Genomic DNA, 26,334 nt, shown 5'->3' with positions numbered 1-26,334 from the left:
CTCCCCCGACGCCACGACCTCAGTTTTGACCGAAGATCTCGACCGGTCAAGACTGGTCCGGGTCACGCTTGCGGGGCGGCCTGGGCGCGATCGTCTCCTCCAGCCGGCGCACCTGATCGATCATGGCGGTGATCGCGTCGAGGGCGGCGGGGGACAGCTCGGCCTCCATGGCGCGCATGGCCAGGCGCTTGATCCCCGGATCGTTCAGGGCTTGGACCAGCTTCAGCCGCGCCTCGACGGCGGCGGCGTGCTCTTCGTCGACATCCTCGTCGACGAAGTAGCTGGGGCGCACCTCGAAGAAGCGTGCCAGGGCCTGGATCGTCTCCACCGACGGGTTGTCCCGTACGCCCTTGCGGAGGTAGCCGACGTAACTGGCCGAGACGTCCGTCGCGGCGGCGACCTCGCTGTTGGTGTACTCCCTGTGCGCGTCCGGCGGCCGGACCGTCTCGAAGAGAAGGTTCAGCTTGTCGGCGAAGCTCTTGCGGCCGTCTGCCGGCGAGGCCATTCGATCATCCTTGGTTGACTATTGTGAATCACAATCAACGCCACTGCACAATGGTTGACTGCTGTCTGTTGGCGTGGTTATGTCCCTTGTATTGCTCGCACAACTATAGTGCAGCGCTGGACGCCGGCGGCGACTCATCGACGCCGCGTGCCCAACCCCCCGCAGCCGACCCAGGAGGTCGCTTCATGGCACACCGATCGCGCATCAGAAGGGTCCTGGCCGGGCTCTCCCTCGCCGGCCTCGGTCTTCTCGCCCCCATGGGCGGCGCCTCCGCCGCGGCGGCTCCTCCATCGCCGGGCCAAGAGATCAGGAGCGGCGAGAGCACGCAGAAGGCCGTGGCGGCCGTCAACTGCTGGACCACGATCGCGCAGCCAGGCGGCAACGGCACCACGATCACCGTGTACTACCGGAACTGCGGGGGCGCCTCCGCGGTCATCACCCCCAACAGCCACGCCGTCGCCTTCGACGGCACCTACACCTACGTCGGCAACTGCTACGTGGTCGCGCCGGGAGCGACGAGGTGGTGGGAGATCCCGCCGTCCAAGTTCCCGCCCGCCGACACGACCCGCTGGGGCGTCACCAACTGCGTCTGACCGCGGAACGAGCACGACCCGTCCGGAGCGCTCCGGACGGGTCCTTCGACCCGGGTCAGGCGTAGCGCCGTAGACCTCCCAGCCGTCGAGCAGTCCCCAGACGAACGCGCCGCGCAGGTCGACGCCGTCCTGGGATCGCCCGGCGGGCGGCGGCACGATGCTCGTCCCCGCGCGCTGATCGGCGACGCCGCCCACCTGCTGGCCCCCAACGGCGAAGGAGCCGAGGAGGAGACGTTCGGCGACCTGATCCGCGCTGCCGCTACTCCGGGCAGTCCCTGGGGTCGATGCTCTTCCCCGCGCCGACGACGGTGATCTGGGCAATGCCCTCCTGCAGCGCGGCGGTGGTGCACACGATCTGCCGGACGGCCAGAGGGGACAGTTCGTCGCCCGGAACGGACGGGTTCAGCACCAGGCGGTCGCCCGGCTTGACGGTCGCCGCGATCGGGCCGGCTTCGGGCGGGACGTCGGTGGTGAGCCCGCGCGCCCGTTCCTCCGCGGTGGGGCCTTCCGCCAGCAGCGCGAGGGTGTCCGTCAGGAACATCGGACGGATACGCGGCCGCGTCACCACGCTGAGCCGGCCGTCCTTGACCAGGTAGAGCGTCATCGTCTTGGTCAGCGCGACGCCTCCGCTCGGCGGTTCGCCGGCGGAGATGGCGTCACTGGGTCGTACGCCGCAGCCGGCCACGGCGACGAACGACACGAGGCCCGCGGCCAGCACGAGGCGGGAGAGCCCGGCCCTCATGCGGAGTCTCCTTCCGGGTCGGGTGCCCGGCGGGGCAGGCGCAGGGCGAACAGGGCGCCGCCGTCCGGGGCGTTGACGACGGTGAGGTCGCCCCGGTGCAGCCGCGCGTTCTCCATCGCGATGGCCAGGCCGAGGCCGCTGCCCTCTGACCTGGTCCTGGCCGCGCTGGCCTTGTAGAAGCGGTCGAACGCGTGCGGCAGCACCGCTTCGTCCAGCCCCGGTCCGTGGTCGCGGACCTCGAGAGTGATCCAGTGCGGGTCGGCGGAAAGCCGTACCGACACCGGAGGCGCGCCGTGCCGCAGGGCGTTGCCGACCAGGTTCGCGAGGATGACGTCCACCCGGCGCGGGTCCAGCCGGGCCGTCACCGCGGGGGGAAGCTCGGTGCGCACCTGCTCCGTCCAGCCCCGGGCACGCAGGGTCGCGGGCACCAGCTCGGCCACGTCGACCTCGTTCAGCGTGAGGGCCGCGACGCCGGAGTCGAACCTGCTGATCTCGATGAGGTCGTTCACCAGCTCGGTGAGGTTGAGCGTCTCCCGGCTGACCAGCCTGGCGGCCTTGCCGGCGGTCTCGGGCAGCCGGGCCGCCTCCTCGTCGAGGATCTCGGCGACCGCGGCGAGCGCGGCCAGAGGGGTGCGCAGCTCGTGGGACACGTCCGCCACGAACCGGCGGGCGTCGGCCTCCATCTCACGCAGCTGCGTGACGTGCTGTTCCAGCTCCGCGGCGGTGTTGTTGAACGTACGTGCCACGTCGGCCAGTTCGTCGGAGCCGCTGACCGCGATCCTGGTGCGCAGCTCGCCCTCTCCCAGCAGGCGTGCCGCCCGGCCGAGTTCGCGCACCGGGCGCAGCACGCTACGGGTGGCCAGCAACGCGAGAAGAACCGCGAACGCCATGGCCGCCCCGCCGATGAGCCAGGCGCTCGTGGCGAGCCAGTCGATGCTGCGCTGTTCGGGAAGCAGGCTGCGCGTGGTGTAGACCTCGATGCCGGAGTTCCGCGTCCCGTCCCGCTCGACGATCAGCAACGGCGCGCCGATGATCAGAAACGGCTTGCCCTCCCGCACGACGCGTTGCCACGCGATGTCGCCGCCGGCCACTTCCTGCCGGAGCCCCCGTGAGACGTCCCCGGGACCCAGAGACGGCGGCGTGTTCCCGCCCGGCCCCCTGCCCCACGGCGGGCCCGGCGGGGCGCCGGGCGGTGGGCCCTCCGGCGGGCCGACCTGCGCGTACGCTTTCTGGTAGATGACGAGCGTGGCGCTGTTTCTTTCGGTCATGTTCTCGGCGATCCTGCCGAGCTCGGTCTGGTCCGGCGTCGACGTGCGCAACGGGAAGAGCGCCTCCAGGCGGCCCTTCATCGCCTGCAAAGCGGCGTCCTGGGCCCGCTGCAGGATGTCGTTGCGGGCCTGGACGTAGATCCCGCCGGCCACCGCCGCCGTGGTGACCACACACAGCAGCGCGAACGCGGACAGCAGCCGGGCACGCAGCCCCAGGCTCGGCCGAGGCGTCATCGGCGGCTCACACCGGCCCGAACCGGTACCCGAACCCCCGCACCGTCTGCACGTAGACGGGCGCCGCCGAGTCGTCCTCGATCTTCGCGCGCAACCGCTGCACGCACGCGTCCACCAGACGCGAATCACCGAAGTACCCGTGCTCCCACACCGAGTCCAGCAGTTGCTGGCGGCTGTGCACCCGGCCCGGCGTACCGGAGAGTTCGAGCAGCAGGCGCAGCTCGGCCGGGGTGAGCCTGACCGGCACCCCGCGGTTGGCGACCACCAGGCCGGCCCGGTCGATGGTCAGGTCCCCGTGCCGCTCCAGCTCCGCCTGGTCCCGGCCGATCCGCCGGAGCACCGCGCGGATGCGCGCCTCAAGCACCCTGGGCTGCACCGGCTTGACCACGTAGTCGTCGGCGCCCGCCTCCAGCCCGGCCACCACGTCCATGTCGTCGCCGCGGGCGGTCAGCATGATGATCGGTATCTCCCCGATGGCCCGGATGCGGCGGCAGACCTCGAACCCGTCCATGCCGGGCAGCATCAGGTCGAGCACGACGACGTCGGGAGGGTCTGTACGCAGCCGGTCCAGCCCTTGCTCGCCGGACTCCACCGCGCCCACCCGATGCCCGTGCCGGGTCAGGGCCAGCTCAAGGCCCTCCCGCACGGCCGGGTCATCCTCGATCAACAACACTCGCGACACGCCGCCGAGTACCACAGCACGCTCCGTAACTCGTCCGCCGGTCAACTCCATCCACTGTCGGCCGGTCATGTCCCCGCCTCGTCCGTGCCATGTCATGGTTGTGTCACGGTCACGCCGGCGGTGGCCGCCGTCGTCAAACGGTGACAAACGACAGACGACGCACACACATTCGGCGCCAATCGTAGTTCGTCATGGACGAACCACGCACCATCCCGTCCCGGCCCCGAGATCGGCTGTTCGCCGTGGTCACGCAGGTGCTCGCCGTACTCCTGCTGCCCGTGGCGCTCGCCCGCGACCCCGGCCGGGCCCGCGAACTGGCCTGCGGCTGGGCGTTGCGGATGCGCTTTCCCGCCGAGGACCTCACCGGGCTCGCCGAGGGCGCGCTGGCGGCGTTCACCGCGGCGCGCACCGAGGCGTTCTGGCGTTACGGCCAGCTCATCGGCCTCACCTCGGGACACCGCGACCCCGTCGTCCAGCAACGGATGTTCGACGACGAGGTACGCCGCACCGGCTCCCCGGCCCTGGCACGCATGCTCGTGCTGCCACCGGCGGAATCCTGCCACGTCAAGGGCATCGCGCTGGACGTGCGCCCTCACGAGGGCGCGCAATGGCTGGAGGAGCACGGCGCCCGCTACGACCTCTACCGCATGTACGACAACGAGTGGTGGCACTTCGAGCACCACCCGCAGCGCTGCGGCATACCACCACGACGACGACCTCACCCCGGCGTGGCCCACATGAGCGAGTACGGGAACCGGTATGTCAGCGGGGAGTGACGAACTGCTGGGACGCCGCCTGCGAGCAGCGCGCGAGACGGCGTTCGCGGGGCGGGAGGAAGAGCTCGCGGTCTTCACCACGGCGTTGTACGGCGGCGGCAGCAGCGTCCTGTACGTGCACGGTCCCGGCGGCATGGGGAAGACGGCCTTGTTGCGGCGATTCGCCCGCGAGGCCGAGGCGGCGGGCCGGCCGGTGTCCATGGTGGACGGGCGCATGCCGGTTGTCCGCGAGGCGGACGCGGTGCTGCTCGTCGACAACGTCGAACGCGTGCGGGACTGGGAGGAATGGCTGCGCGAGTGGTACCTGCCGCGGGTGCCCATGGGAGCGCTGGTGGTCATCGCGGGGCGCAACCCTCCTGACCTGCGGTGGCGGGCGGATCCCGGATGGGCGGGGGCGCTGGAGGTGCTGCCGCTGCGCGGCCTGCGGCCCGGAGACGCGCGGGCCCTGCTGGACTCCAGCGGGGTGCCGGCCGAGGCGCGCGAGCCGCTGCTGGCCTTCGCCGGTGGTCATCCGCTGGCGCTGCTGCTCGGGGCGGCCGTGGCGGTGAAGGACGGCGGTCGGTGGACGCCGCATCAGGACGTGGTGGCCGCGTTGCTGGATCAGCTGGTGGGCGAGGTGCCGTCGGCGGCGCACCGGCACGCTCTGGAGATCTGCGCGCACGCGCACACGACCACGGAGGACCTGCTGCGCGCGGCCTTGCCGCAGGACGCCGGGACGTTGTTCCGCTGGTTGCGGCGGTTGCCGTTCGTGCGGTCCGGCCCGCTCGGCCTGTTTCCGCTCGACGTGGTGCGAGAGGTCCTGGAAGCGGACCTGCGCTGGCGGGATCCCCAGGGGTACGCGGCGATGCACGACCGCATCCACGCGCATCTCGCGGACAGGGTGCGCACGGTGAGCGACGCGGACGTGCCCGGCGCGGTGGCGGCGCTGCTCTACCTGCACCGCGACCACGGAGAGCCGGCCGACGACCGGTTCCGGGAAGAGCCCTTGCGGGAGGAGGACGTCGGCACGCTGCTCCGGGTGGCGGCCGGAACGGAGGGCGCCGCATTCTGGGCGGAACGCCGGCCGGAGGCGTTCCGGCTGTACCGGCGGGCCGAGACCGGCGAGCCCGTGGCGTTCACGGCGTGGCTGCGACTGTCGGAACCCGACGAGGAGGAACTGGCGGCCGATCCCGTCGTGGCCATGGCGTGGGCGCACGCGCGTGCCACCACGCCGTTGCGCGCCGGTGAGCACGTGGCGATCAGCCGGACTTGGGCGCTGCCGCCGTATCGCGGAAACTCGCCGGTGATGGACCTGATCCGGTGCCGGGCGATCGGCGACTGCCTGCGGTCCGAGCGGCTGGCATGGTCCTACCTGGAGAACGCGGAGCGCTACGGGATGCGGGCCGTCTCCGACGACGCGCACACCCTGTTCGCGCACGACTGGCGCGCGGTGCCGGCGCGGGCGTGGCTGGAAGGGAGGAACCAGCGGCCCGCCGTCGCGGCACTGGAGGTGCTGTCCCAGGCGGAGTTCGCCGAGGCGGTCCGCCAGGCGTTGCGCCAGTTGCCGCGCAAGGACGCGCTGGCCGGCTCCCCGCTGACGCGTACCAGGCTGATCGCCGAGCGGGGCGGGCAGAACCCGGCCACGGCACTGGGCGACCTGCTCCGCCAGGCGATCGACGACCTGGGTGAGGACCCGCGCTCGGCCAAGCTCCACCGGGCGCTGTCGGTCACGTTCCTGCGTGGCACGCCCACCCAGGAGCTGGCCGCGGAACGGCTCGGCCTTCCTCTCACCACCTACCGCCGCCATCTGACCGCCGGCATCGAACGGGTCCGCGCCGGCCTGTGGCACCGGGAGCTGTACGGCACCTGAACCGCCGCGGACGCGTCAGTCGGCGAGCGCGAAACTGGCCGCCGCCTCCGCGTGCAGCCGGGCGCTCGGAAACACCGGAAGGGAGCTGTCCTTCGCACCGATCAGCAGCTCGATCTCCGTGCAGCCCAGGATGACGCCTTCAGCGCCGTCGTCCGCGAGGTCGTCAATGATCTTGGTGTACGCGTCCCTGGACGAGTCCCGGAGCGTCCCGCGCACCAGTTCGTCGAAGATCACGTTATGGACCAGTTCCCGCTGCTCACGCCGTGGGACGACCACGTCGAGGCCGTGGGCGGCCAGCCGATCGCGGTAGAAGGGCTGCTCCATGGTGAAGTGCGTGCCCAGCAGACCGACCTTGCGCATCCCGCTGGCGCGGATCTCGTCGGCCAGGGTGTCGGCGATGTGCAGCACGGGGACGTTCACGGCCCGCTCCACGTCGTCGCTGACCCGGCTGAAGGTGTTGCTGCAGACGAGCAGGAGGTCGGCGCCGAGATCCTCCAGGTTCCGGCCCGCACCGGTCAGCAACGTGCTCACCTCCTCCCAGCGGTCGGCGAAGATGAGATCCTCGACGGTCGTGTAGTCGACCGACCAGATGAGGCTGTTGGCGGAATGGCTGCCGCCGAGCCGCTCGCGTACCCGCTGGTTGATGATCTGGTAGTAGACCACCGTCGATTCCCAGCTCAGCCCGCCGATGAGACCGATCGTGCGCATGAAACTCCGTTTCAAAGAATCGCGAGGGCGCGGGCGCAGACACCGAGGCCGATCTCGCTGGAAGCCTTGACGAACACCACGTCCCCCGGTTGGAGAAGCGCGGTGGCCAGGCTGAGGGCACCGGCCACGTCCTCGACCGCATGGACGGCCGCGCCCCGGTTCGCGGACTCCGCCGCCTCCGCCAACGCGAGCGGATCCCCCGCCCCGACCGCGATCAGCACGTCGAAGCCGAGGTCGGCGACGAGCCGGCCGATCTCCGCGTGCCGGGCGCGGGAGGCGTCCGCCTGCTGCCCCATCGCGCCGAGCACGGCGACGGTACGGCGGGAGCCGGCCAGCGCCTTCACCGCCCGCAGCCCGGCCCGCATGGATTCGGGGCTGGCGTTGTAGGCGTCGTTGACGACGGTGACGCCGTCAGGCCGTTCGACGATCTCCAGCCGGCCCGCCGAGCGCCGCCGGGCGGCGTTCAGACCATCGGCGATCTCGGCTGCGCCCAGGCCGAGCGCGGTGGCGACGGCGGCGGCGGCCAGGGCGTTGCTCACCTGGTGCTCGCCGATGAGGTCGAGCTCGACCGAGGCGCGGCCGGAGGGCGTCACCAGCTCGAACGCGGCTCGCGCGCGATCGGTCATCCGCACGTCTTCGGCTCGCACGTGTGCCTGCGCCGGCCTGCCGTACAACAGAATCGTGGCCTTGGTACGGTCGGCCATGCCCATGACGTACGGGTCGTCGGCGTTGAGCAGGGCGAACCCGTCCGCCGGAAGCGCCTCGACCAGCTCGCCCTTGGCCTCGGCCACGTCGGCCGGCCCGGCTCCCAGGCGCTCCACGTGCGCGCTGCCGACATTGAGCACCAGCCCGACCCGGGGCGGCGCGAGCCCGGTCAGGTACGTCAGGTCGCCCTTGCGGCCCGCGCCCATTTCCAGCACCAGGTACCGGGTCGTGGCATCGGCACGCAGCACGGTGAGCGGCAGCCCCAGTTCGTTGTTGAACGACCTGTCGGTGGCGACCGTCGCGGCGTGCCGTTCGAGCACCTGGGCCAGCAGGTCCTTGGTCGTGGTCTTGCCCACCGAGCCGGTCAGGCCGATCACGGCCGGGCTGATGTGTTCGAGCAGGCGCTTGGCCAGCAGGCCGATCGCGAGCTGGACGTCCTCGACCACGAGGGCGGGCACGCCGACGGGCCTTGAGGCCAGCACGGCGACGGCGCCCGCCGCGACGGCGCCGGCCGCGTAGTCGTGCCCGTCGACGTGGGCGCCGGCCGTCGCGACGAACAGGCCGCCGGGCACCACCTCGCGGGAGTCGACCGCCGAGGGCGCCGTCACCGTCGCCCGCGGGTCGCGCACGTCGCACAGGCGGGCGCCGACGACCCGCGCGATCGTGTCCAGGGTCATGGGGATCATGAGCCGCTCCTGGCGAACGCGAGGTCGATGAGGCGGCGCAGCAGGTCGGGGTAGGGGACACCGCTCGCGGCCCACGTCCTGGCGTACACCGAACGGGAGGTGAAGCCGGGCATGGTGTTGATCTCCAGCACGTACAGGCGTCCCGTGCCCTCCTCATAGAGGAAGTCGACACGGGACAGGCCGTAGCCACCGATCGCCCGGAAGGCGCGCAGGGACAGCTCACGCACGTCCTCGGCCACCCGTTCCGGCAACACGACGGGGATGGCGGCGATCTCGGCCTGGCTGAGGTACTTGGCCTCGTAGTCGAGCCAGTCGCCGGGCACGATGAGCTCGCCGGGCACCGACGCGTCCGGAGTGTCGTAGCCGCCGAGCACGCTGCAGATGAGCTCGCGCGCGGCCACCTCCTGCTCGACGATGACCACCCGGTCGTAGGCCAGCGCCAGATCCACGCCCGCGCGCAGCTCCTCCATGGAGGTGACACGGGAGATGCCGATGGAGGAGCCCATGCCGGCCGGTTTGACGTACATCGGCCAGTCGAGCGACTTCACCAGACCCCAGGAGTCGGTGGTGGTACGCCATTCGTGCTCGGTGAACCACACGTGTGGCGTGACCGGAATGCCCTCCGCCAGGAAGGCGCGCCGCATCGCGACCTTGTCCATGGCCACGGCGGAGGCCAGGACGCCGCAGCCCACGTACGGGATGCCCAGGGTCTGCAGGTGGCCCTGGACGACGCCGTCCTCGCCGAACGGCCCGTGCAGCACGGGGAAGACCACGTCCACCCGATCGCGTCGCAGCTCCACCGGCCATCTGCCCTGCCGGTCGATGATGACGGCGACGGGGTCGTACAGATCCCTCGGCAGAGCGTCGAGCACGGCGTTCGCCGACTGCAGCGACACCTCATGCTCCGCGGACGGCCCACCCGCCAGCACGGCCACGCGTACGCGTTCAGTCACGATCTGATCAGCCTTCCTCAGCGACACGGAGACTGCGCCGCCGGCGCCGTGGTGTTCGGCGTCGCCGGCTCAGCCTGCCGAGTGTCGAGCTTTCGGCCGGCCAGTTCCCAGGCCATTCGCCGTCCAGTTCCTGACCAAAAGCGCCGGGCATCACGCCTGCCACGGTCCTGGGCCCGGCCGGGAACGATCTCGCCGCCGACCCGCCGCGCGACCTCGCCGGCAGCAGATCGGCCTCGAACATGCGCGTGGCCCGACTCTCACCTACCCCGGTCAGGTGATGTCGGGCCACGCGACGATCGTTGTGCGGGCTACACGCCGCTTCAGGGCGGCTGCCGTGGTTGTCTGAGTGATCTCGTCAACGGTTCGCTTTCGGGTGTGGTTCACCAGGCGAGAAGGCGGGCTCTGATGAACGCGGAGACAGGACGGGCCTAGAAGAATCTCAGGCGCTCAGGGTGTTCCTGATCGGGGTCATGGACGTAGACCTTGCCACCGTCGTGGTCGATGCGCTCAAGGTAGGCGTAGACCTGCAGAGCGCGGTTGATGATGTCGGTCTTGCTGTCGCCGGACAACTCCACTGCCTCTTCCAGTGCGCGGGCTGCGCGCTGGGTCAGGTTGACCGTTACGCGCTCAAGCTTCGCTGTAGTGGTGGGAGTCCCGTCGACAGCAGGTCCGTTCTTGGTCATTCGTGATCCCTCGCGATAAGGGGCTGTGTCTTGCTTCGCCATCGCACAGCCAGGCAGACCAACGTGGATCGAGCTCACACGTCTGTCTGCGTCCGGGGGGAACGATTGAAATGTCAGGTTGGTGGGGAGGGGTGGTCGATCGCGCAGTCGACCTGCGTATATTCAGCGCGCGCTCTTGGTGGCGCGAACGCCCAAAGCCTCGCGGAGGAAGGTTTCACTCGCGGAGGGGGGCACGCTGGGCCTGGGGCGCCGGCGGCGCGCTCGTAGAACGATGGTGCGTCACGTGGGTGGTAGATCTGGCACCGATCTCCACCTGCGTTTCGAGGGATGCGGGGACATACGACCTCCAACTAACTCGTCGGGATGCACGCGCACCACAGTACGCAGGCATACATCGTACGTCAAGCAATTACCTGCATGTTAGCTTCTGTTTTACGTGCAGAAGACTGCAGACAGGCATACGTAAACCACTCATCATGTGCGCGTGATGTGGCCTTGATGTGATGTTGGGTGCTACAGTGCGGCCTGGAGACCACGCCCAGGCACGTGAGGTGCACTGTGTGTGCTGGTCGATGGGGTTAGTCGCTGTTCGTTTACCTGCCGCGCGCCAGCGCAGGCAATGATCAGAAAGCCACCCGCCAGTGCGTAAATCAAAAGTCGACGCCGACACAGATCTGACGCAAGAGGAAGGTGAGCCCACCTCGCGTGCGGACGTACTGCCCGCCCGCCAGAAGATCAACGTTGATCTTGACCTGAAGAACCTGCGCTTCACGATCACCACAGAATCGAGGGATGACGCCTCTTTCGGACCGGCCCTGTCCATCCTGCTGATCGCGCTCGCCGGCCTCGTCCCCGGCACGGGAATCGGCATCCTGCTCTGGCTGGCCACCGCCCCACCCTGGCTTATCGCCGTCGCCGCAGCAGCAACCACCACCGGCTGTATCACCGCGTCTCTGTTCTGGCTCCGATCCCAGACCCGACGCCGCAGATCGGCCGACTGACGCTCTACCTGGAGGAGGCCGCACGCGTCACACCGGAGGCGCGCGCGGACCACATCACGAACACGGACGACCGACCGCCCATACAAGCCATGACCTGAAGCTCCATCCGCGCCCGAGCTTCCCGCCTGGTCTCCTCATGTCCGGGCCTTGACCCACCCGGACAGCCAGGCGCACCTCCCTTCGGCGGGCGCATCCGACAGGCCATGACGCAGGGCCTGCGACGAGAATGCGTCACCCTCTCCGGGGGGCGTCCCGGAGAGGAACATGCCCGAAGCCTGCGCTGCCGGATTTCCTCGACGGCGTGCTTCTCGGTGGGAACCGCGCTCGGCCCCGTGGTGGGCGGCGTGCTGCTGGAGTACTTCTGGTGGGGTTCGGTGTTCCTGCCGGGCGTGCCGGTCATGGTGTCGCTGCTGGTGGCGGCGCCGGGCCCGCCCTCGGCAAGGTCGGCGAGCAGGGTCAGCACCGCGAGACCCACAAGAAACCGATCACCGTCCGCGCCCACGAGAAGCCGATCACCGTCCGCGTCCACGAGGGATCGGTCGTCGTCCGCGCTCACGAGGAGCCGATCACCGTCCGCGTCCACGAGGGATCGGTCGTCGTCCGCGCTCACGAGGAGCCGATCACCGTCCGCGCCTGGGCCCAGTTCGAGCGCCGCGCGCAGTGCGGTGGCCTGGCGGCCGGGCAGCGTGTCCGCGCGGGCGAGGTACGGGTGCAGGAGGGGGTGCAGGCCCGCGAACGGCAGCTCGCTCTCGGACTCGATCCCGGTGCCGCGCAGGACCCGAGCGGTACCGGCGACGTCGACGGCGTGCCGGAGCAGCGCCGACTTCCCGATGCCGGGCTCGCCGCGCAGGACCAGCGCTTCGCTGCGCCCGGACCGGGCGCCCGCCACCAGCCGCTCGATCTCGGCGGTCTCCCGCCGCCTTCCCCAGAGCATGACGAACAACCTACTGCTCCGTCCCGCACACCCCGGAGAACGGGCAGAGCCCTGACCTTGCCCACGGTCCCGCCGAGTGAGCCCAGCTGCATGCAAACGATCGTTGCATTAGCTGACAGTCGCCAAGCAACGATATCATCGCTTTGACCTGCATATTTGCATGATGATTCGCAGAATCGTGATTGACGATTCCGTGTATGCAACGTAACTTTCGAGATGTCGCAAAGACCCGTCAAGCAAGGACACCCCATGACCCACACCGACATCCAGAACGCCCTCGACCGCGCGGTCACCGAACACGGCGTGCCCGGCATCGTCGCCGAAATCCGCCACGGCGACGACACCTGGTTCGGCACCGCCGGCGTCGCCGACCTCACCACCGGCACCCGCCGCGTCCCCGGCGAACACCTGCACATCGGCAGCTCCGGCAAAGCCTTCACCGCCACCGCGCTCCTGACCCTGGAAGCCGAAGGACGGCTGAACATCGACGACACCGTCGAACACCACCTACCCGGCATCCTCACCAACGGCTACGACGGCAACAACATCACCATCCGGCACCTGCTCAGCAACAGCAGCGGCCTGTTCGCCACCGGCCTGGCCCCCGAAGCCAGCCACCGCTACGCCACCCGCTCCGGCTTCGCCCGGCACCACCTCGACCAATGGACCAAGGACGACCTGCTCAAACTGGCCGTCTCCCAGCCACCCGTCTTCGAACCCGGCACCGCCTTCACCTACTCCAACGGCGGGTTCTACCTCGCCGGCGCCATCATCGAAAAGGTCACCGGCAACAGCTACGCCGACGAGGTCGACCGCACCGTCATCCAGCCCCTCGCCCTCACCCACACCCACGTCCGCCGCCAGGACGAATCCACCTACCCCCACCCCCATCCCCGCGCCTACTCCTCCCTGTTCATGAAAGACGGCACCGACCCCGCCGCCGTCACCGCCGACAACTGGCAGACGGTGATGGAAGACCCCGGCACCCCGCCCCTGGACGTCACCGAGTTCAACACCTCCCTCGGCTGGGCGGCCGGCGACGTCGTCTCCACCACCACCGACATGATCCGCCTCATCAACGCCCTGGCCTCCGGCAGCCTCCTGCCCGAAGAACAGCACCACAAGATGTGGACCACCATCTCCACCGAGGGCGGCCACTGGATGCCCTACGCCCGCTACGGCCTCGGCGTCTTCGAATTCGACCGGGACATCACCAACGGCCTCACCCTGCGCGGCGCCGGCGGAAGCCTCTGGGGCTCCTACACCTGCACCATCGCCACCCCCGACGGCGACCATGCGATCTCCCTGCACACCAACACCGAATGGAAGACCTGGGACATCGTCTTCGACCTCGTCAAGGCAGAGTTCGGCAAGGGGATGTAGCGCCTCATGCCCACGTTCGACACGCCGGGACCGATCAGCGTGACAGTCGAAGTGGCCGCCGCCGACGTCACCGTCAGCGCGGGCGCGTCCGCCCGGACCACCGCCGAGGTACGCCCGCGGGATCCGGCCGGCACCAGCGACGTCGCCGCGGCCGAACGCGTCGCGGTCGAGTTCGCCGACGGCCGCCTGTCGGTGAAGGACAGCTCCCGCACCTGGTTCAAGCGCGGGCTCCGGCCGCGTCGCGGTGACCCTCGACCTGCCCAGCGGTTGCGAGCTGACCGTCAGGCTCGTCGAGGGGAACCTGCTCTGCCACGGCCGCCTCGGTGAGGTCCGGGCCTCCGCCAGTAGCGGGGACCTGCGGCTCGACCACACCGGGGACCTTGTGACCCGGCGGTGCTGGGACTTCCTGGTCCGCCACCTGATGGGCGCCGAGCCCCCGGAGGACTACCGGCTCGCTCCCATCCCCTTCGACCCCTCCATGATCTGAGGAAGCCCGTGAAACTGCTCGTTCTGGGCGGCACCCATCACGTGGGCCGTGCCGTCGTCGAATCCGCGCTCCGCCGTGGTGACGAGGTGACCACGCTCAACCGCGGCGTCAGCCGTCCGCCTGCTCCCGGTGTCCGGGCGCTCATCGCCGACCGCACCGACCCGGCCTCGGTCGCCGGCGCCCTCGGCGACGGCGAATGGGACGCGGTGCTCGACACCTGGTACTGGGCGCCGCGCGTGGTGCGCGACAGCGCCCGCCTGCTGGCCGGCCGCGCGCGGCACTACGTCTACGTCTCCACCCGCGGCGTGTACAGCTGGCCCTGGTCGCCGGGTGACGACGAGAGCGCCCCGCTCGTCGAGGGCGACCTCGCCAGTGCCGAAAGCTCGGACTATGCCGCGGCCAAGCGCGGCGGCGAGCTCGCCGTCCTGGAATCCTTCGGCGAGCGCGCCCTGCTGGCCAGGGCCGGCATGATCCTCGGCCCCTACGAGAACGTCGGCCGCATCCCGTGGTGGCTGCGCCGCCTGGAAAAGGGCGGCCGTGTGCTCGCCCCCGGCCCGGCCGACACACCCCTGCAGTACGTCGACGTGCGCGACATGGCCGACTGGCTGCTGCGCTCCGCGGAACACGGGCTCGGCGGCGGTTTCGTCGTCACCGGACGGCCCCACGCCGTCACGACGCGGGAGATGCTGACCACCGCGATGGACGTGACCGGCTCCACCGCCGAACTCGTCTGGGCCCCCGGCGACCTGCTGGCCCGGGAGAAGCTGCCACTCGGCCAGGAGCTGTCGATGTACATGCCCGACGGCTCGCCACCGGCCGGGATGCACGACGCCGACACCACCGCGGTCTTCGACGCCGGATTGACCGTCCGCCCGCTGCGCGACACCCTCGCCGATACCTGGGCCTGGCTCCAGTCCGAAGGCGACCCCCCGATCCACCCGGCGGGGACCGACCCCGGCACCTGGGCCGACCCGGCGGCCGAGCAGCGCGTCCTGTCCCAGCTGTGATCCGCGCAAGGGCCCGCCTGCGCTCCCGCGTCGGTTCCCTTCCATCAGCTGGTACGGCCGTGGCGGGATCGGGCCGCGCCGCCGGTGGGTCACTCGCGGAGCGGGGTTTCCCTGAGGAACAAGGCCGCGACGACGGCGAGGAGTGACAGGATCGCGCAGCCGATCAGGAGCGCGTGCATGCCGCCCGTGACAGCGGTGCGGAAGGCCTCGCGGACGGGGCCGGGTAAGGACTGCAGGACGGCGGGCGTGAGCCGTTCGCCGCCCGTGGCCAGCCGGTGGGCGGCCGCGGGGCCGAGCCGGTCGGTCAGCACGCCTTCCACGCGACCTGAGTAGACGGCGCCGAACACCGCGATGCCCAGCGAACCGCCGACCGTCCGCATCAGCGTGACGGTTCCGCTCGCGGCGCCCATGTCGCGCGGGGCCGCGCCGTTGATCGTGATCAGGATGGTGCTCTGGATCAGCAGTCCGAGGCCGAGGCCGACGACCAGGGTGAGGGCGGAGGCGAGGATCGCGCCGGTGTCCACGTCGAGCAGAAGCAGGAGCAGGGAACCGGCGGCCATCGCGACCGCGCCGAGTATCGGGTAGACGCGGTAGCGGCCCGTGCGGCCGATGAGATGGCCGGCGGTGAGCTGGGTGGCGAGCATGCCGAACATCAGGGGCAGCAGCAGCATGCCGCTGGCGGTGGGCGAGGCGCCCTGGACGAACTGCATGTACTGCGGGAGGTAGTTCGTCACGGTGAAGACGACGGCGCCGAAGACGAAGGTGAGGATCTGGGCGAGGGTGAAGTCGCGGTCGCCGAACAAGCGGGGCGGGATGACGGGTTCGGCGGCGCGCCTTTCCGCGTACACGAACCCGGCGAGTGCGGCGACCGCGACGAAGGACAGGACGAGGCCTTGCGGCGAGGTCCACGCGACGGTGCCGGCCGCCACCAGCGTCAGGGCCACGATGGCGGTGGTCAGCAGGGTCGCGCCCAGGTAGTCGACGCTCGCCTTGATCCGCTCGGTCCGCAGCTTCACCCCGATGCCGATGATCAGCAGGGCGATCAGGCCGACGGGCAGGTTGACGTAGAAGGTCCAGCGCCAGTCCAGCCGCTCCGTCAGCAGGCCGCCGAGCAGCGGCCCGCCGACGAAGGCGATGGGCGTGATCGCGCCGGTGATCGACTGCAGGCGGCCGCTCTCTCCCGGCGGCACCAGCACGCCGACGATCGACAGCGCGCCGACCATCAGCCCGCCCGCCCCGAGGCCCTGTACCGCCCGGAAGGCGATGAGCTGGCCCATGTTCGCGGCCAGCCCCGCCAGCGCCGAACCGATCATGAAGAGCGTGATCGCGGCCATGAAGGCGCCCTTGCGGCCGTACATGTCGCCGAGCTTCCCCCACAGGGGCGTGGTCGCGGAGGTGGCCAGCAGGTAGGCCGTCACCACCCACGAAAAGTGCTCCAGCCCGCCCAGGTCACCGACGATCATGGGCAGCGCCGTACCCACGATCATGCCGTCGAGCATCGCCAGGAACATGCCGAGCATCAGGCCGAACACGCCGAAGTAGATCGAACCGGGCTTGCGGTCAGCCACTGTCGCTCCCGCGGTGGCTGTCACGGCGCGCGTACCTGCGGATGATCATGACGCCGACGGGGATCACGACGCCTGCGGCGAGAAGCCCCAGGCTGGCGGGCCCGACCACCTGCGCGATCTTCTGGTACGAGCCGCCCACCGTGTACCCGATCAGCACGAACCCCGGCGCCCACACCAGGCCACCCAGCGTGGAGTAGGTCAGAAAGGTGTTGTACGGCATGCGAGTCATGCCCGCCGCGACCGGCATGATCGCGCGCAGGAGGCCGACGAGGCGCCCGATCAGGATCGCCCTGCCGCCCTTGGTGGCCAGGGCGGTGTCGACCCGCCTCCAGCGGCGCTCGCCGATGCGCCGCCCGATCCCGCGGGTCCGCAGCCCCGTCCCGAACCTGCGGCCGACCTCGTAGCCCAGCAGGTATCCGCCGACCGCCGACCCGCCGGTGACGAGGAGCATGACCACCAGGCTCACCTTCTGGTGGTAGGCCAGGAAGCCGGAGAGGAGCAGGACGAGCTCGCCCGGCAGGACGAGGCCGAACAGCACCGACTCGGCGGTGACGAGCGCGCCCACGACGACGTACAGCCATCCGGGGCTCACTCCCGTGAGCGCGTCGATCAGCCAGCGATCCACAGTGAGCCTTCCCCCGTCAAGGCTCCGCTCACCAGGCGACCGGGAGGGCCTGCACGTTGTGTGAGACCGAGTTGACGCGGAACACGATGTCCTGCCTGGGTACGGCCAGCCGCAGGCCGGGAAACCTGCGCAGCAGCGCCGGGAAGGCGATCCGCATCTCCGTCCTGGCCAGGGGCGCGCCGATGCAGTGGTGGATGCCATGACCGAACGCGATGTGCGACGCGGCTTCGCGGGTGATGTCGAAGACATCGGGACTTTCGGCGAGCGTGTGGTCACGGTTGGCCATGGCGAGTGAGCAGACGACCGCGCTGCCCGCCTTGATCAGCCGGCCGCCCAGGGTCACGTCCTCGGTCGCGGTCCTGATGACGGGGATGCTCACGACGGACAGGTAGCGCAGCATCTCCTCCACCGCCTGCTCGACCGCTCCCGGCCGGTCGCGGACCTGGTCGGCCTGCTCGGGATGGTCGAGCAGGAGCAGCGTGCCGAGACCGAGCATGGCGGCGGTCGTCTCGTGACCCCCCAGCAGCAGCAACGCGCCGATCCCCGACAGCTCCTCGTCGGTGATCGCGTCACCGTGCTCGCGTACCAGCATGCCGAGCAGGTCGTCACCGGGGTCCGCACGCTGGAGGGCGACCAGCTTGGCCATGTAGGCATGCGACTCGGCGGCGATGGCGACCCTCTCCGGGATGCTGCGCTGGAAGTCGAGCTGGGCGCTGCTGCGCTCCTGGAACTCGTCGCGGTCCTCGTACGGGACGCCGAACAGCTCACAGATCACCAGGGAGGGCAGCGGCAGCGCGAACGACTCGATCAGGTCGACGGGCCCGCCGCTGCTCTCCATGGTGTCGAGCAGGTCGTCCACGTACGTCTCGATGCGCGGCACCAGGGCCTGGATGCGCCTGACGGTGAACTCCCGGGTCAGCAGGCGGCGCAGGCGGGTGTGTTCGGGTGGGTCCTCCTCGATGAACTTGCCGGGAGCTCTCATGCTGAGCCGGGCCGCGGACTCCTCGCCCAGGTACGCGACCTGCGCCCCGCCGGTGCTGCTGAACAGGGCGGAGTCGCTCAGGACCCGGCGGACGTCCTCATGGCGGGTGACGAGCCAGGCGGGCATGGACTGGAGGCCGATCGGCAGCCGGTACTCGGCGACGGGGGCCTCGTCACGGAGCTGGTAGAGGGTCTCGCCGGGGTGGTAGCCGTCGCGTTGCACGTGGAGGGCCATGGTGTCGTCCTTTCTCGCACGAACATGAGTGAGAGTCGACTCTCGTTTATGGCTGATTTCGACGGTAGCACAACTGGGAGCCAACTCTCACTCAGGTAGGATGTACTCCGTGAACGCCGAAGCCCCGCGCAGACTGCGCGCCGACGCCGCCCGCAACGTCGAACGCATCATCGCCGCCGCGCGTGAGGTGTTCGCCGAGCAGGGCGCGGAGGCGCAACTCGACGACATCGCCAGGCGGGCGGGGGTGGGACAGGCGACGCTGTATCGCCACTTCGCCAGCAAGGAGGACCTGATCCTGACGATCGTCAGGCGCAGATTCGACGAGGACGTCGAACCCGCCATGCATCGGGCGCTGGCCGACCCCGATCCCTGGGCGGGGATCGTGCTGCTGCTCGAAACGGTGCTGGAGGTGGCGGCGGGGGAGAGGGCGACGTTCGCCGCCGCCCGAGGTCCCGCGGCCTTCCTCGGGCTCGCCTCGCAGTACTTCGACTCGCTGACGGTCCTGCTCGGCCGCGCGCAGGAGGCGGGGCTCGTGCGCGCGGACCTGACAGGGGAGGACGTGCCCAGGCTGTTCACGATGCTCATCGCGGTGCAGCGGCTGGGCAGCGACCCCGGAGACCTGCTCATCGGCGCCAGGAGCCTGGGCAGCGAGCCCAATGAGGGGTGGCGGCGCTACCTGGTGCTTCTGCTGGACGCGCTGCGCCCCGCCGCCGCCACCCCGCTACCTCCGCTGACGACGCGGACGATGCTGACGACGCGGAAGTCTCCTCGGTAAGGCGTTCACGCCGGGAACCAGACGCGCACCCCGCCGTCGGAACGGGTCATCCGGCCGCCGGCGACGTCGGCCAGCTCCCGCAGCCGGCGCCGGGCGTCGTGTCCCGCGCTGCCCGACACCGTGACGCCCGCGGGCAGGTAGGACACGGTCGGCTCATGAGGCAGGATCGCCTGGGCCGCGAGGAAGGCGGTGACCTCGGTCGCAGCGGGCAGGTCGCGGCGGATCCCGGTGTAGCGGGCGCAGACGCCGTGCCGGGCGGCGAGGGCGGCGATCCCCGGCAGGGTGGGCGGCGGGTCGTCGCCGCCGACCGGGTCGCGCATCGTCGCGAGCACCTGCCTGAGCACGGCGAGCGCGGCGCGGGCCTCGGCGAGCGTGGTTTCGGGACATCCCGCCCGGGCGGTGGCGGCGACCGTCCTGATTCGCGTGGCCACCGACTCCCGCAGGCCGGCGGCCACGCGTTCGCGTTCGGACAGCGTCGCGGCCGTCGCCCGTCCGGCGAGTACGGCGCGCTCGCGCGCGTCGGCGGCGTGGCGGCGCGCCCCGGCGGCTCCGGCTGCCAGGCCGAAACCCCAGACCGCCGTCGCCAGCGCCGCGGTCAGCAGGGTCAGCAGGGCCCCCGAGGCCGCCCCGGGCCCGGTCGTGAGCGTCGCGGCGGCGACGACGGTGACGGCCAGAGACGCCGGGAGGCTCGCGCGCCGCCGTACGGCCGCGAGGGTGAAGACGAGCGTGAGCTCGACCCAGCAACCGGTGAGAAAGACGTCACCGGGATGCTGGACCGGCCACAGAAGCAGAAGCGGATGGACGGCCAGGGCCATCGCCAGAGCGGGTCCGGGCGCGCGGCGCCGCCAGGCCAGCGGCAGGGCGTGCAGGACGAGCAGCGGAGCCAGCACGATGACCTGCTCGCCCGTCACGCGCGGCAGCCGTCCGGGCAGGAGCATGGAGCCGAGCGACAGCGCCACGGCCAGCAGGACCAGCGCGTGGTCGGCCGCGCGAGCGCCGCGCCAGGACCGGATCGGGGTCCGCGCCTCCTCCCCGGACAGGGGAAGGACCGCCCGCACCCGCCAGCCGCGTCCCCGGGGACCGGCGGTGAGGCTGCCGCCGCGCGCGGCGACGACCGTGGCCAGCCCGCGCAGGCCCTGACCGCCCTCGGGCCCGCCGAGCGCGGATCCGCCCTCGTCGGTGACCGTCACCAGCAGGCCGTGCCGGCGTTCCTCGATCACGACCCGCGCCCGGCCGCCGTGCGCGTGGCGCGCGGTGTTGGTCAGCGCCTCACGCACGACCTGGTACGCGAGGGCGGCGACCGGCGGCGGCATCCGGCCGGCGGTGTTGGTGTAGGACAGGCCGGGCTGCGGCCAGGCCGCCACGAGGGCGTCGACGGCGGCCGGCTCGACCGGGACGGGGCGGCCGGTGGCCAGCGCGTCCAGCTCGGTGACGGCCAGGCGACCCGCCTCCCCGGCGTTCCGCATGGCCCGCGCCAGCAGGTCCTGGTCACGCAGGCGCAGCGCGGCGGACAGGCCGACCACGATGCCGGTGAGCCGGTGGACGAGGGTGTCGTGGAGCTCGGTGGCGAGCCTGAGCCGTTCGGTGTCGGCGGCGAACCCGGGCACCGACCGGATCCCGGCGCGGTGCGCGGCCTGGGCGCGGCGGCGGGCGGCACGCCGCCTGGACGCGCGGCCCAGCGCCCACGCCGACGCCGCCAGCCCGGCCGTCAGCAGCGTCGCCCCGGCGACGGCCTGGGGCTGGTGGCCGCGGGCCGCGATCACGACGGCCGTCGTGGCCACCGCGATCCCCGCCGCCAGCACGGCCGTCTCCGCGAGGTGCCGTACGGCGAGGCCGTACAGCACAACCATGACCAGCAGGAGAGCGGCCGGCCACCACAACTGCGCCGGGTCGGACAGCCCGAGCGTGACGCCTCTGTCGCCCAGCCCGACCGTCCATTCCATGCGGGCCAAGATACGGACCCGCTGTTATGGCCGTTGTGAGCCGGCCCGTCATCCTCGCGGGTGAGAGCCCCGCCGACCGGCCTGCCGCCGATCCGGTTCCAGGGGCCGATTCCGGCGCCGTGCCCGCTTCCTAGCGTGAAAGGACCTCGTGAGAAGGGAAGCGAAACATGAAGCGAACCATGGTGGCCGCGCTGTCGGTGGTGCTGGTCTGCGGGCTGCCCGCGACGGCGCGGGCGGCGGACCGGGAGCGGCTCGGCGACGTGCAGGAGGCGCTGGACGCCCTGGCCCGGCGGCCGGGTGTGCTGGCCGCGATCGGCGAGGCGCGAGTCGACGGGCGCGTGGTCGGCCGCGGCTCGGCCGGATCCCGGCTGCGTGACGGCAAGGGCGGAAAGGTGTCGCCCGACGCCCGCTACCGGGCGGGCTCCCAGACCAAACTCATGATCGGCGTGGCCGTGCTGCAGCTGGTCAAGGAAGGCAGGATCGGGCTGGACGACACGTTGAGCGAGCTGTTGCCCGTGGTCGCCGGCGACGCCGTCGTGAAGAAGGCGGACGAGATCACCCTGCGGCAGCTCCTGCGCCACACCTCGGGCATCCCGGACTGGTCGGTCACCATGGCAGCCGACCCCGACCGGTACCTCTTCACGAACGTCCATCGCGACTACCGCCCGCTGGAGGTGGTCAAGATGTCGAGCGGGCTGCCGCGCACCGGTGCGCCCGGCGAGCGCTTCTCCTACTCCAACACCAACTACACGCTGCTCGGCATGATCGTGGAGAAGGTCACCGGCCGCTCACTGCCGGGCGAGCTCGACCGGCGGGTCTTCAGGCCGCTGGGCATGACGCGCAGCTACCTGTCCACCGCGCCGGGCATCAAGGGCAGGCACGCGCACAGCTATGTGCCCGACCGTTCCGGCAGGCTCCGCGACGTGACCAGGCAGAACCCGTCCTTCGGCGGTGCGGCGGGCGGCGTCGTCTCCACGGCCCGCGACCTCAGCGCCTTCGCCCGAGCCTATCTGCGGGGCACGCTGCTGCCGCCGGAGCTGATGAAGGTGCTCACCGACCCGCCGGAAGGCGTGCCCACCGGGCCGCAGGAGAAGTGCGACGTCCACACGAACGCGGGCAGCTTCCCCGGCTACATCAGCGCCACCGTCTCCTCCAAGGACGGCAGGCGGCAGTTCGCCCTTTCCGTCACGTTCAGCGGGCCGGACAAGCTGCGCGGCGACGCGCTGTCCGATCCTGAGGGGATGCGGAAGGCGGCGGCCGCCGTGCTCTGCCCGTAGGCCTCATCCCCGGGAAGGACGACGCCCGCCAACTGGCCCGTCGCACATTTCGTCCCCGGAGGGGAGATCGCCGCTCCCGGCGCTCCCTAGCGTGAAAGTGCAGCTCGAATCCCATGCGAGGAGACACCCTCATGAAGAATTGGCTGGCCGTGACGCTGTGCGCCGTCGCCGTTCTGTCAAGCTCGGCCACGGCCTCCGCGGCCGTCGACCGGCCACCGGCGTGCGCGGAACCCACGGCCCCGAAGCCGCTGCCGTTGAAGCCGACCACGGCCGACACCGTCGGCCAGGGCTACTTCTGCCTGTTCACCCACTACGCCGCCGGCGCCAAGCTCAACCACCGCGACCTGCTGACCGGGGCGTTCGCCGGGCTCACACGGGAGCTCCACCGGCGCGGCCTGGACAGGACCGAGGCGACCATGCCGGTCCTGTCCGGTGACCGCGACCGTGACTGGGACGCCTTCAAGAAGGTGTACGAGCAGGTCATCGACTCCCTGCCGGACGACCCCGCGGCGCGTCAGGCCGTGGGCGAGTCGACCATGCGGGGAATGCTGGCCGGCCTGCACGACAACCACGTCATGTGGAACAGGAACGTCGATCCGCCCGGCATCGACCCGACGAAGCCCGCCTTCTACGGGACGGGACTCATCACCTCGCCCTCCGGCGCCATCGCGCAGTCCGGCCCGGAGCGCGCCACGCCCCCGCTGCACGTGACCGGGGTGAGCCCCAACAGCTCCGCCGCGGGGAAGGGGCTGCGTCCCGGTGACGTGATCGAGGCGGTCAACGGGGTGCCGCCGTTCGCCAACGGCATGCTCTCGCCCGGCGTGGCCCGCTGGCTGAACCAGCAGTATCCGCAGCAGGAGAAGCTGCGCCTCAAGGTCCGGCGCCCCTCCACCGGCCGTACCTGGACCGTCACCGTGCGGCCGGGGCTGTTCAGCATGCCGGTGCGGTACGTCTCCGGCAAGCGCCTGAAAGACGGCATCGGCTACGTCAAGCTGGCCGGCTTCGGGCGCGGCGTGGCCGACGAGGTGTTCAAGCAGATCAAGAAGCTGCGCGAGGGCGGCAAACTCACCGGCCTGATCCTGGACCTGCGCGGCAACGGCGGCGGCGCCGCCATGGAGGTCCCGCGCCTGCTCGGCGCGTTCGTGCACGGCAAGGTCTGGCGCTACGGCTGCGACCAGAAGGAGGTCTGCACGCCGTACAAGGTGGACGACAGCGTTCCGCTGCTCGGCCTGCCCCTGGCCGTGCTGACCGACCGCGACTGCGCCTCGGCCTGCGACGCGACCGCCGCCGCCGTCCGCGACCTCAAGCTCGGCCCCATCGTCGGCACCCGCACCGCCGGCCTGGTCTCCGGCCCGGCGCGTCCCCTGCTCCTGAACGACAACAGCGTCCTGGGCCTGCCCATCACCCACGACCTCGGGCCCAACCGGGAGGTCATCGACGGCATCGGCGTGGCTCCCGACCACCACGTCCCCACGACGCCCAAGGACCTGAGCACCGGAAAGGACCCCGCCCTGGCCAAGGCACTCAGCCTGCTCGCGGGCTGAGGTCACGGCCGCGCCGCTCCGCCGTACCCTTCCAGTCGTGCCGGTACGGCGAAGCGGCCCGCCGCGAATCTCCTGGGAATCATCAGCCGCCCGGAGAGAGTCGCGATTCCCGGCGTCGGTGAGCATGAGCGCCCCCAGGCCATGTCGTCAGGCTGAGGCAACCGCGAAGGACCGGCGGGTCTAGCCGAAGAGGATGCCGTCGAAGGTGCCGGACACCTTCGCGTCGAGGGAGAACGCCTCGCAGGTCACCGTCACCTCGTGGGTACGGCCTGCTCCCAGCCGCGTCGAGGACCGTGGGACGACGCTCCCCACCCGTGCCGATCCGGGGAGAGGCCGGTGTCGCGTCATCTCCCGGCGATGACCAGGCGGAACCAGGGGAACAGCACCGTCCCGCTGATCACGCGCTGCGCCTGGATCGCGAGTCCGGCGGCGGCCAGGTGGCGGGACAGGCCGTCGGGGCGTGGGCGGGGGTTCAGGCGGCGGGGCGGTGGGTGGGTGAGGTCGGCGTAGGCGAACACCCCGCCGGGGGCGAGCACGCGGGCGATCTCACGCAGCCCGGCCGCCAGGTCGTGCCAGTGGCGGCAGCTCAGGGTGGCGGTGACCACGTCCGCGCCGGAGTCGGCGAGCGGCAGCCGTTCCGCCCGCGCCCGCACCAGCCAGGAACCGGACGGGCGGGGGCGGGCGGCGGTGAGCATGGCGTGGGCGGCGTCCACCCCGATCAGGCGCGCGTCCGGATAGCGCTCGCGCGCGCGCCGGAGCAGGCGCCCGGTGGCACAGCCCACGTCCACCAGTACGCCGGGCGGCGGCCGATGGCTGTCCAGCAGGTCCAGCAGAGCGGCCTGCACGGGCTCGCTCACGGCGGCCGGCAGGCTGTCGTCGTAGCCTGCCGCCCACCGTTCGAACCGCCCCATGTCTTTCAGTTTCAGGTACGGCGGGCGATCGCGGTGATCAGCGGCTGGACGAGTTTGGCGGCCAGCGGCCCGAAGGCGGCCAGGATGAGGACGTAGGCGGCGGCCAGCGGCCCGAGGTCGGGGTGCGCTCCCGCGGCGACGGCCAGTCCGGCGATGACGATGTTGAATTCGCCGCGGGGGATGAGGGCGATGCCGGCGCGGGCTTGGCCGGCTTTGGCGATGCCGGCGCGGCGGGCGGCGTAGGCGCCGGTGAGCAGTTTGGTGATCATGCTGACGACGGCCAGCAGGATGGCCAGTCCGGCGACGGGCAGGATGGCGGCGGGGTCGGTTTGCAGGCCGAAGAAGACGAAGAAGACGGCGGCGAACAGGTCGCGTACCGGGGCGAGCAGGGTGCGGGCTTCGTGGGCGAGTTCGCCGGACAGGGCGATGCCGACGAGGAAGGCGCCGACCGCGGCGGAGACCTGGAGTTTGGTGGCGATGCCGGCGACCAGGAGCGCGAGTCCGATCACTTTGAGTAGCAGGACCTCGCTGGAGGGGCTGGCGACGAACTTTTCGATGTAGCGGCCGAAGCGCAGCGCGATGAGCAGGACGACGCTGACGGTCGCCAGCGCGATGCCGACCGTCACCGCGCCGCCGGCGAAGCTGACTCCGGCCAGCATGGCGGTGAGGATGGGCAGGTAGAGGGCCATGGTGAGGTCTTCGAAGACCAGCAGGGACAGGACGACGGGGGTTTCCCGGTTGCCGATCCAGCCCAGGTCGGACAGGACTTTGGCGGTGATGCCGGAGGAGGTGGCGTAGGTGACGCCGGCCATGGCGACGGCGGCGACCGGGCCCCAGCCGAGCAGCAGGGCGGCGATCGCGCCGGGCGCGGCGTTGAGCACCAGGTCGACCAGGCCGGCGCGGGCGTTGCTGCGCAGGGAGGAGACGAGCTCGGAGGCGTTGTATTCGAGGCCGAGGGTGAGGAGCAGGAGGATGACGCCGATCTCGGCGCCGGTGGCGATGAATTCGCCGCTGGTGGCCAGGGGGAGGATGCCGCCTTGGCCGAAGGCGAGGCCGGCCACGAGGTAGAGGGGGATGGGGGAGATGCCGGCCCGTACCGCTAAGGCGCCGAGCACGCCGAGGCCGAGGATGATGGCGCCGAGTTCGAGGATGAGGATGGCGGTGTGGTGCACGCGGTGTCTTTTCTATCCGGTGGCGAGGATCTCGGCGACCGCCGCGGTGGACTCGGCCGTGCCGACGACGACGATGACGTCGCCGGCCAGCAGGGCGAGGTCGGGGG

At 71.1% G+C, this 26,334-nt stretch carries 25 protein-coding genes and 1 pseudogene; 10 read left to right on the top strand and 16 right to left on the bottom strand.

The annotated features are described in order from the left end of the window. Positions 1-46 precede the first annotated feature (46 nt). Positions 47-505 carry a helix-turn-helix domain-containing protein gene (locus ACIBI5_RS52000; RefSeq protein ID WP_397258898.1) on the bottom strand — a complete coding sequence of 153 codons (459 nt, stop codon included), beginning with the start codon at positions 503-505 and terminating at the stop codon, positions 47-49. Positions 506-690: 185 nt separating this feature from the next. Between ACIBI5_RS52000 and ACIBI5_RS51995 the strand changes: the two genes are divergently transcribed. Beyond that, on the top strand, positions 691-1,098 hold the full coding sequence (locus ACIBI5_RS51995) for a hypothetical protein (protein ID WP_397258896.1): 408 nt from the start codon (positions 691-693) through the stop codon (positions 1,096-1,098). A 259-nt stretch (positions 1,099-1,357) separates the two neighbouring features. Here the strand turns inward: ACIBI5_RS51995 and ACIBI5_RS51990 are convergent, their stop codons facing one another. Genes ACIBI5_RS51990 through ACIBI5_RS51980 form a run of 3 tightly spaced genes read right to left on the bottom strand, consistent with a single transcriptional unit; the run spans position 1,358 to position 4,024 of the window. Beyond that, positions 1,358-1,840, bottom strand: a complete 483-nt coding sequence (locus ACIBI5_RS51990; RefSeq protein ID WP_397258894.1) for a hypothetical protein — start codon at positions 1,838-1,840, stop codon at positions 1,358-1,360. Then, positions 1,837-3,342, bottom strand: coding sequence for an ATP-binding protein (locus ACIBI5_RS51985; protein WP_397258892.1), 1,506 nt, complete (start codon positions 3,340-3,342; stop codon positions 1,837-1,839). Before ACIBI5_RS51985 ends, ACIBI5_RS51990 begins: the two co-directional genes overlap by 4 nt. 7 nt (positions 3,343-3,349) lie before the next feature. After that, entirely contained in the window at positions 3,350-4,024 is a 675-nt protein-coding gene (locus ACIBI5_RS51980; protein WP_397258889.1) for a response regulator, read from the bottom strand. A gap of 191 nt (positions 4,025-4,215) precedes the next feature. On the opposite strand from ACIBI5_RS51980, the gene vanY-N reads away from it, so the two are divergent. Together vanY-N and ACIBI5_RS51970 are read left to right on the top strand one after the other, a co-directional pair. Further along, a complete protein-coding gene (vanY-N, locus tag ACIBI5_RS51975) occupies positions 4,216-4,800 on the top strand; it encodes a D,D-peptidase/D,D-carboxypeptidase VanY-N (protein WP_397258887.1) in 585 nt (194 codons plus the stop codon). Further along, entirely contained in the window at positions 4,784-6,649 is a 1,866-nt protein-coding gene (locus tag ACIBI5_RS51970; RefSeq protein WP_397258885.1) for an AAA family ATPase, read from the top strand. The genes vanY-N and ACIBI5_RS51970 overlap by 17 nt, the downstream gene beginning before the upstream one ends. A gap of 15 nt (positions 6,650-6,664) precedes the next feature. Here the strand turns inward: ACIBI5_RS51970 and ACIBI5_RS51965 are convergent, their stop codons facing one another. The 4 genes from ACIBI5_RS51965 to ACIBI5_RS51950 all read right to left on the bottom strand — a co-directional run bounded on the left by ACIBI5_RS51965 (position 6,665) and on the right by ACIBI5_RS51950 (position 10,384). Beyond that, a complete protein-coding gene (locus ACIBI5_RS51965; RefSeq protein WP_397258883.1) occupies positions 6,665-7,357 on the bottom strand; it encodes an aspartate/glutamate racemase family protein in 693 nt (230 codons plus the stop codon). An 11-nt stretch (positions 7,358-7,368) separates the two neighbouring features. Next, positions 7,369-8,748 (bottom strand): UDP-N-acetylmuramoyl-tripeptide--D-alanyl-D-alanine ligase, encoded by a 1,380-nt coding sequence (gene murF / locus ACIBI5_RS51960; RefSeq protein WP_397258881.1) that lies wholly within the window; start codon positions 8,746-8,748, stop codon positions 7,369-7,371. Then, on the bottom strand, positions 8,745-9,701 hold the full coding sequence (locus ACIBI5_RS51955) for a D-alanine--D-alanine ligase family protein (RefSeq protein ID WP_397258879.1): 957 nt from the start codon (positions 9,699-9,701) through the stop codon (positions 8,745-8,747). The genes murF and ACIBI5_RS51955 overlap by 4 nt, the downstream gene beginning before the upstream one ends. Before the next feature lie 428 nt (positions 9,702-10,129). Further along, positions 10,130-10,384, bottom strand: coding sequence for a hypothetical protein (locus ACIBI5_RS51950; RefSeq protein WP_397109716.1), 255 nt, complete (start codon positions 10,382-10,384; stop codon positions 10,130-10,132). Positions 10,385-11,025: 641 nt separating this feature from the next. Between ACIBI5_RS51950 and ACIBI5_RS51945 the strand changes: the two genes are divergently transcribed. Further along, positions 11,026-11,385, top strand: coding sequence for a hypothetical protein (locus ACIBI5_RS51945; RefSeq protein WP_397109714.1), 360 nt, complete (start codon positions 11,026-11,028; stop codon positions 11,383-11,385). Between the two features lie 655 nt (positions 11,386-12,040). Here ACIBI5_RS51945 and ACIBI5_RS51940 read toward each other — a convergent pair. After that, positions 12,041-12,319, bottom strand: a pseudogene (locus tag ACIBI5_RS51940) (ATP-binding protein); the annotation flags it as partial. A gap of 249 nt (positions 12,320-12,568) precedes the next feature. On the opposite strand from ACIBI5_RS51940, the gene ACIBI5_RS51935 reads away from it, so the two are divergent. The 3 genes from ACIBI5_RS51935 to ACIBI5_RS51925 all read left to right on the top strand — a co-directional run bounded on the left by ACIBI5_RS51935 (position 12,569) and on the right by ACIBI5_RS51925 (position 15,196). After that, on the top strand, positions 12,569-13,702 hold the full coding sequence (locus tag ACIBI5_RS51935; protein WP_397258878.1) for a serine hydrolase domain-containing protein: 1,134 nt from the start codon (positions 12,569-12,571) through the stop codon (positions 13,700-13,702). A 244-nt stretch (positions 13,703-13,946) separates the two neighbouring features. Continuing rightward, a complete protein-coding gene (locus ACIBI5_RS51930; protein WP_397258876.1) occupies positions 13,947-14,189 on the top strand; it encodes a hypothetical protein in 243 nt (80 codons plus the stop codon). An 8-nt stretch (positions 14,190-14,197) separates the two neighbouring features. After that, complete coding sequence (locus tag ACIBI5_RS51925) at positions 14,198-15,196, top strand: NAD-dependent epimerase/dehydratase family protein (RefSeq protein ID WP_397258874.1); 999 nt, start codon at positions 14,198-14,200, stop codon at positions 15,194-15,196. Positions 15,197-15,285: 89 nt separating this feature from the next. Here the strand turns inward: ACIBI5_RS51925 and ACIBI5_RS51920 are convergent, their stop codons facing one another. From ACIBI5_RS51920 to ACIBI5_RS51910, 3 genes are read right to left on the bottom strand one after another with little or no spacing between them, the layout of a single operon-like run. Then, entirely contained in the window at positions 15,286-16,764 is a 1,479-nt protein-coding gene (locus ACIBI5_RS51920) for an MDR family MFS transporter (protein WP_397258872.1), read from the bottom strand. Next, positions 16,757-17,389 carry a DedA family protein gene (locus tag ACIBI5_RS51915; RefSeq protein ID WP_397258870.1) on the bottom strand — a complete coding sequence of 211 codons (633 nt, stop codon included), beginning with the start codon at positions 17,387-17,389 and terminating at the stop codon, positions 16,757-16,759. Before ACIBI5_RS51915 ends, ACIBI5_RS51920 begins: the two co-directional genes overlap by 8 nt. Positions 17,390-17,417: 28 nt before the next feature. Continuing rightward, positions 17,418-18,605: a cytochrome P450 gene (locus ACIBI5_RS51910; RefSeq protein ID WP_397258868.1), complete on the bottom strand. Its 1,188-nt coding sequence runs from the start codon at positions 18,603-18,605 to the stop codon at positions 17,418-17,420. Positions 18,606-18,714: 109 nt separating this feature from the next. Between ACIBI5_RS51910 and ACIBI5_RS51905 the strand changes: the two genes are divergently transcribed. Beyond that, positions 18,715-19,380 carry a TetR/AcrR family transcriptional regulator gene (locus ACIBI5_RS51905; RefSeq protein WP_397258866.1) on the top strand — a complete coding sequence of 222 codons (666 nt, stop codon included), beginning with the start codon at positions 18,715-18,717 and terminating at the stop codon, positions 19,378-19,380. Between the two features lie 5 nt (positions 19,381-19,385). Here the strand turns inward: ACIBI5_RS51905 and ACIBI5_RS51900 are convergent, their stop codons facing one another. Then, positions 19,386-21,323, bottom strand: coding sequence for a sensor histidine kinase (locus ACIBI5_RS51900; protein WP_397258864.1), 1,938 nt, complete (start codon positions 21,321-21,323; stop codon positions 19,386-19,388). Between the two features lie 167 nt (positions 21,324-21,490). Here ACIBI5_RS51900 and ACIBI5_RS51895 point away from each other — a divergent pair, with 167 nt between their 5' ends. Next, entirely contained in the window at positions 21,491-22,600 is a 1,110-nt protein-coding gene (locus tag ACIBI5_RS51895; RefSeq protein ID WP_397258862.1) for a serine hydrolase domain-containing protein, read from the top strand. 131 nt (positions 22,601-22,731) lie between these two features. Beyond that, positions 22,732-24,144 carry a S41 family peptidase gene (locus ACIBI5_RS51890; RefSeq protein WP_397258859.1) on the top strand — a complete coding sequence of 471 codons (1,413 nt, stop codon included), beginning with the start codon at positions 22,732-22,734 and terminating at the stop codon, positions 24,142-24,144. Positions 24,145-24,324: 180 nt separating this feature from the next. Here ACIBI5_RS51890 and ACIBI5_RS51885 read toward each other — a convergent pair whose 3' ends face one another. The 3 genes from ACIBI5_RS51885 to ACIBI5_RS51875 are packed head-to-tail and all read right to left on the bottom strand — an operon-like array spanning position 24,325 to position 26,227. After that, the gene (locus ACIBI5_RS51885) at positions 24,325-24,456 is read right to left on the bottom strand and encodes a hypothetical protein (RefSeq protein ID WP_397258857.1); all 132 of its coding nucleotides are present in this window, start codon (positions 24,454-24,456) and stop codon (positions 24,325-24,327) included. Positions 24,457-24,488: 32 nt separating this feature from the next. Next, complete coding sequence (locus ACIBI5_RS51880; RefSeq protein ID WP_397258855.1) at positions 24,489-25,055, bottom strand: class I SAM-dependent methyltransferase; 567 nt, start codon at positions 25,053-25,055, stop codon at positions 24,489-24,491. Between the two features lie 11 nt (positions 25,056-25,066). Next, positions 25,067-26,227 (bottom strand): cation:proton antiporter, encoded by a 1,161-nt coding sequence (locus ACIBI5_RS51875; protein WP_397258853.1) that lies wholly within the window; start codon positions 26,225-26,227, stop codon positions 25,067-25,069. Between the last annotated feature and the right edge of the window lie 107 nt (positions 26,228-26,334).

Source organism: Nonomuraea sp. NPDC050540 (assembly GCF_044457485.1).
Taxonomy (GTDB): domain Bacteria; phylum Actinomycetota; class Actinomycetes; order Streptosporangiales; family Streptosporangiaceae; genus Nonomuraea.
Note: the sequence above shows the minus strand (reverse complement) of the source record. Positions and strands in the feature narration are given on the sequence as shown.

Bases quoted from the DNA above. Each gene is read 5' to 3' on its own strand.
- ACIBI5_RS52000 (WP_397258898.1), bottom strand. From the start codon at position 505: ATGGCCTCGCCGGCAGACGGCCGCAAGAGCTTCGCCGACAAGCTGAAC.
- ACIBI5_RS51995 (WP_397258896.1), top strand. From the start codon at position 691: ATGGCACACCGATCGCGCATCAGAAGGGTCCTGGCCGGGCTCTCCCTC.
- ACIBI5_RS51990 (WP_397258894.1), bottom strand. From the start codon at position 1,840: ATGAGGGCCGGGCTCTCCCGCCTCGTGCTGGCCGCGGGCCTCGTGTCG.
- ACIBI5_RS51985 (WP_397258892.1), bottom strand. From the start codon at position 3,342: ATGACGCCTCGGCCGAGCCTGGGGCTGCGTGCCCGGCTGCTGTCCGCG.
- vanY-N (WP_397258887.1), top strand. From the start codon at position 4,216: ATGGACGAACCACGCACCATCCCGTCCCGGCCCCGAGATCGGCTGTTC.
- ACIBI5_RS51970 (WP_397258885.1), top strand. From the start codon at position 4,784: ATGTCAGCGGGGAGTGACGAACTGCTGGGACGCCGCCTGCGAGCAGCG.
- ACIBI5_RS51965 (WP_397258883.1), bottom strand. From the start codon at position 7,357: ATGCGCACGATCGGTCTCATCGGCGGGCTGAGCTGGGAATCGACGGTG.
- murF (WP_397258881.1), bottom strand. From the start codon at position 8,748: ATGATCCCCATGACCCTGGACACGATCGCGCGGGTCGTCGGCGCCCGC.
- ACIBI5_RS51950 (WP_397109716.1), bottom strand. From the start codon at position 10,384: ATGACCAAGAACGGACCTGCTGTCGACGGGACTCCCACCACTACAGCG.
- ACIBI5_RS51935 (WP_397258878.1), top strand. From the start codon at position 12,569: ATGACCCACACCGACATCCAGAACGCCCTCGACCGCGCGGTCACCGAA.
- ACIBI5_RS51910 (WP_397258868.1), bottom strand. From the start codon at position 18,605: ATGGCCCTCCACGTGCAACGCGACGGCTACCACCCCGGCGAGACCCTC.
- ACIBI5_RS51900 (WP_397258864.1), bottom strand. From the start codon at position 21,323: ATGGAATGGACGGTCGGGCTGGGCGACAGAGGCGTCACGCTCGGGCTG.
- ACIBI5_RS51895 (WP_397258862.1), top strand. From the start codon at position 21,491: ATGAAGCGAACCATGGTGGCCGCGCTGTCGGTGGTGCTGGTCTGCGGG.
- ACIBI5_RS51890 (WP_397258859.1), top strand. From the start codon at position 22,732: ATGAAGAATTGGCTGGCCGTGACGCTGTGCGCCGTCGCCGTTCTGTCA.
- ACIBI5_RS51880 (WP_397258855.1), bottom strand. From the start codon at position 25,055: ATGGGGCGGTTCGAACGGTGGGCGGCAGGCTACGACGACAGCCTGCCG.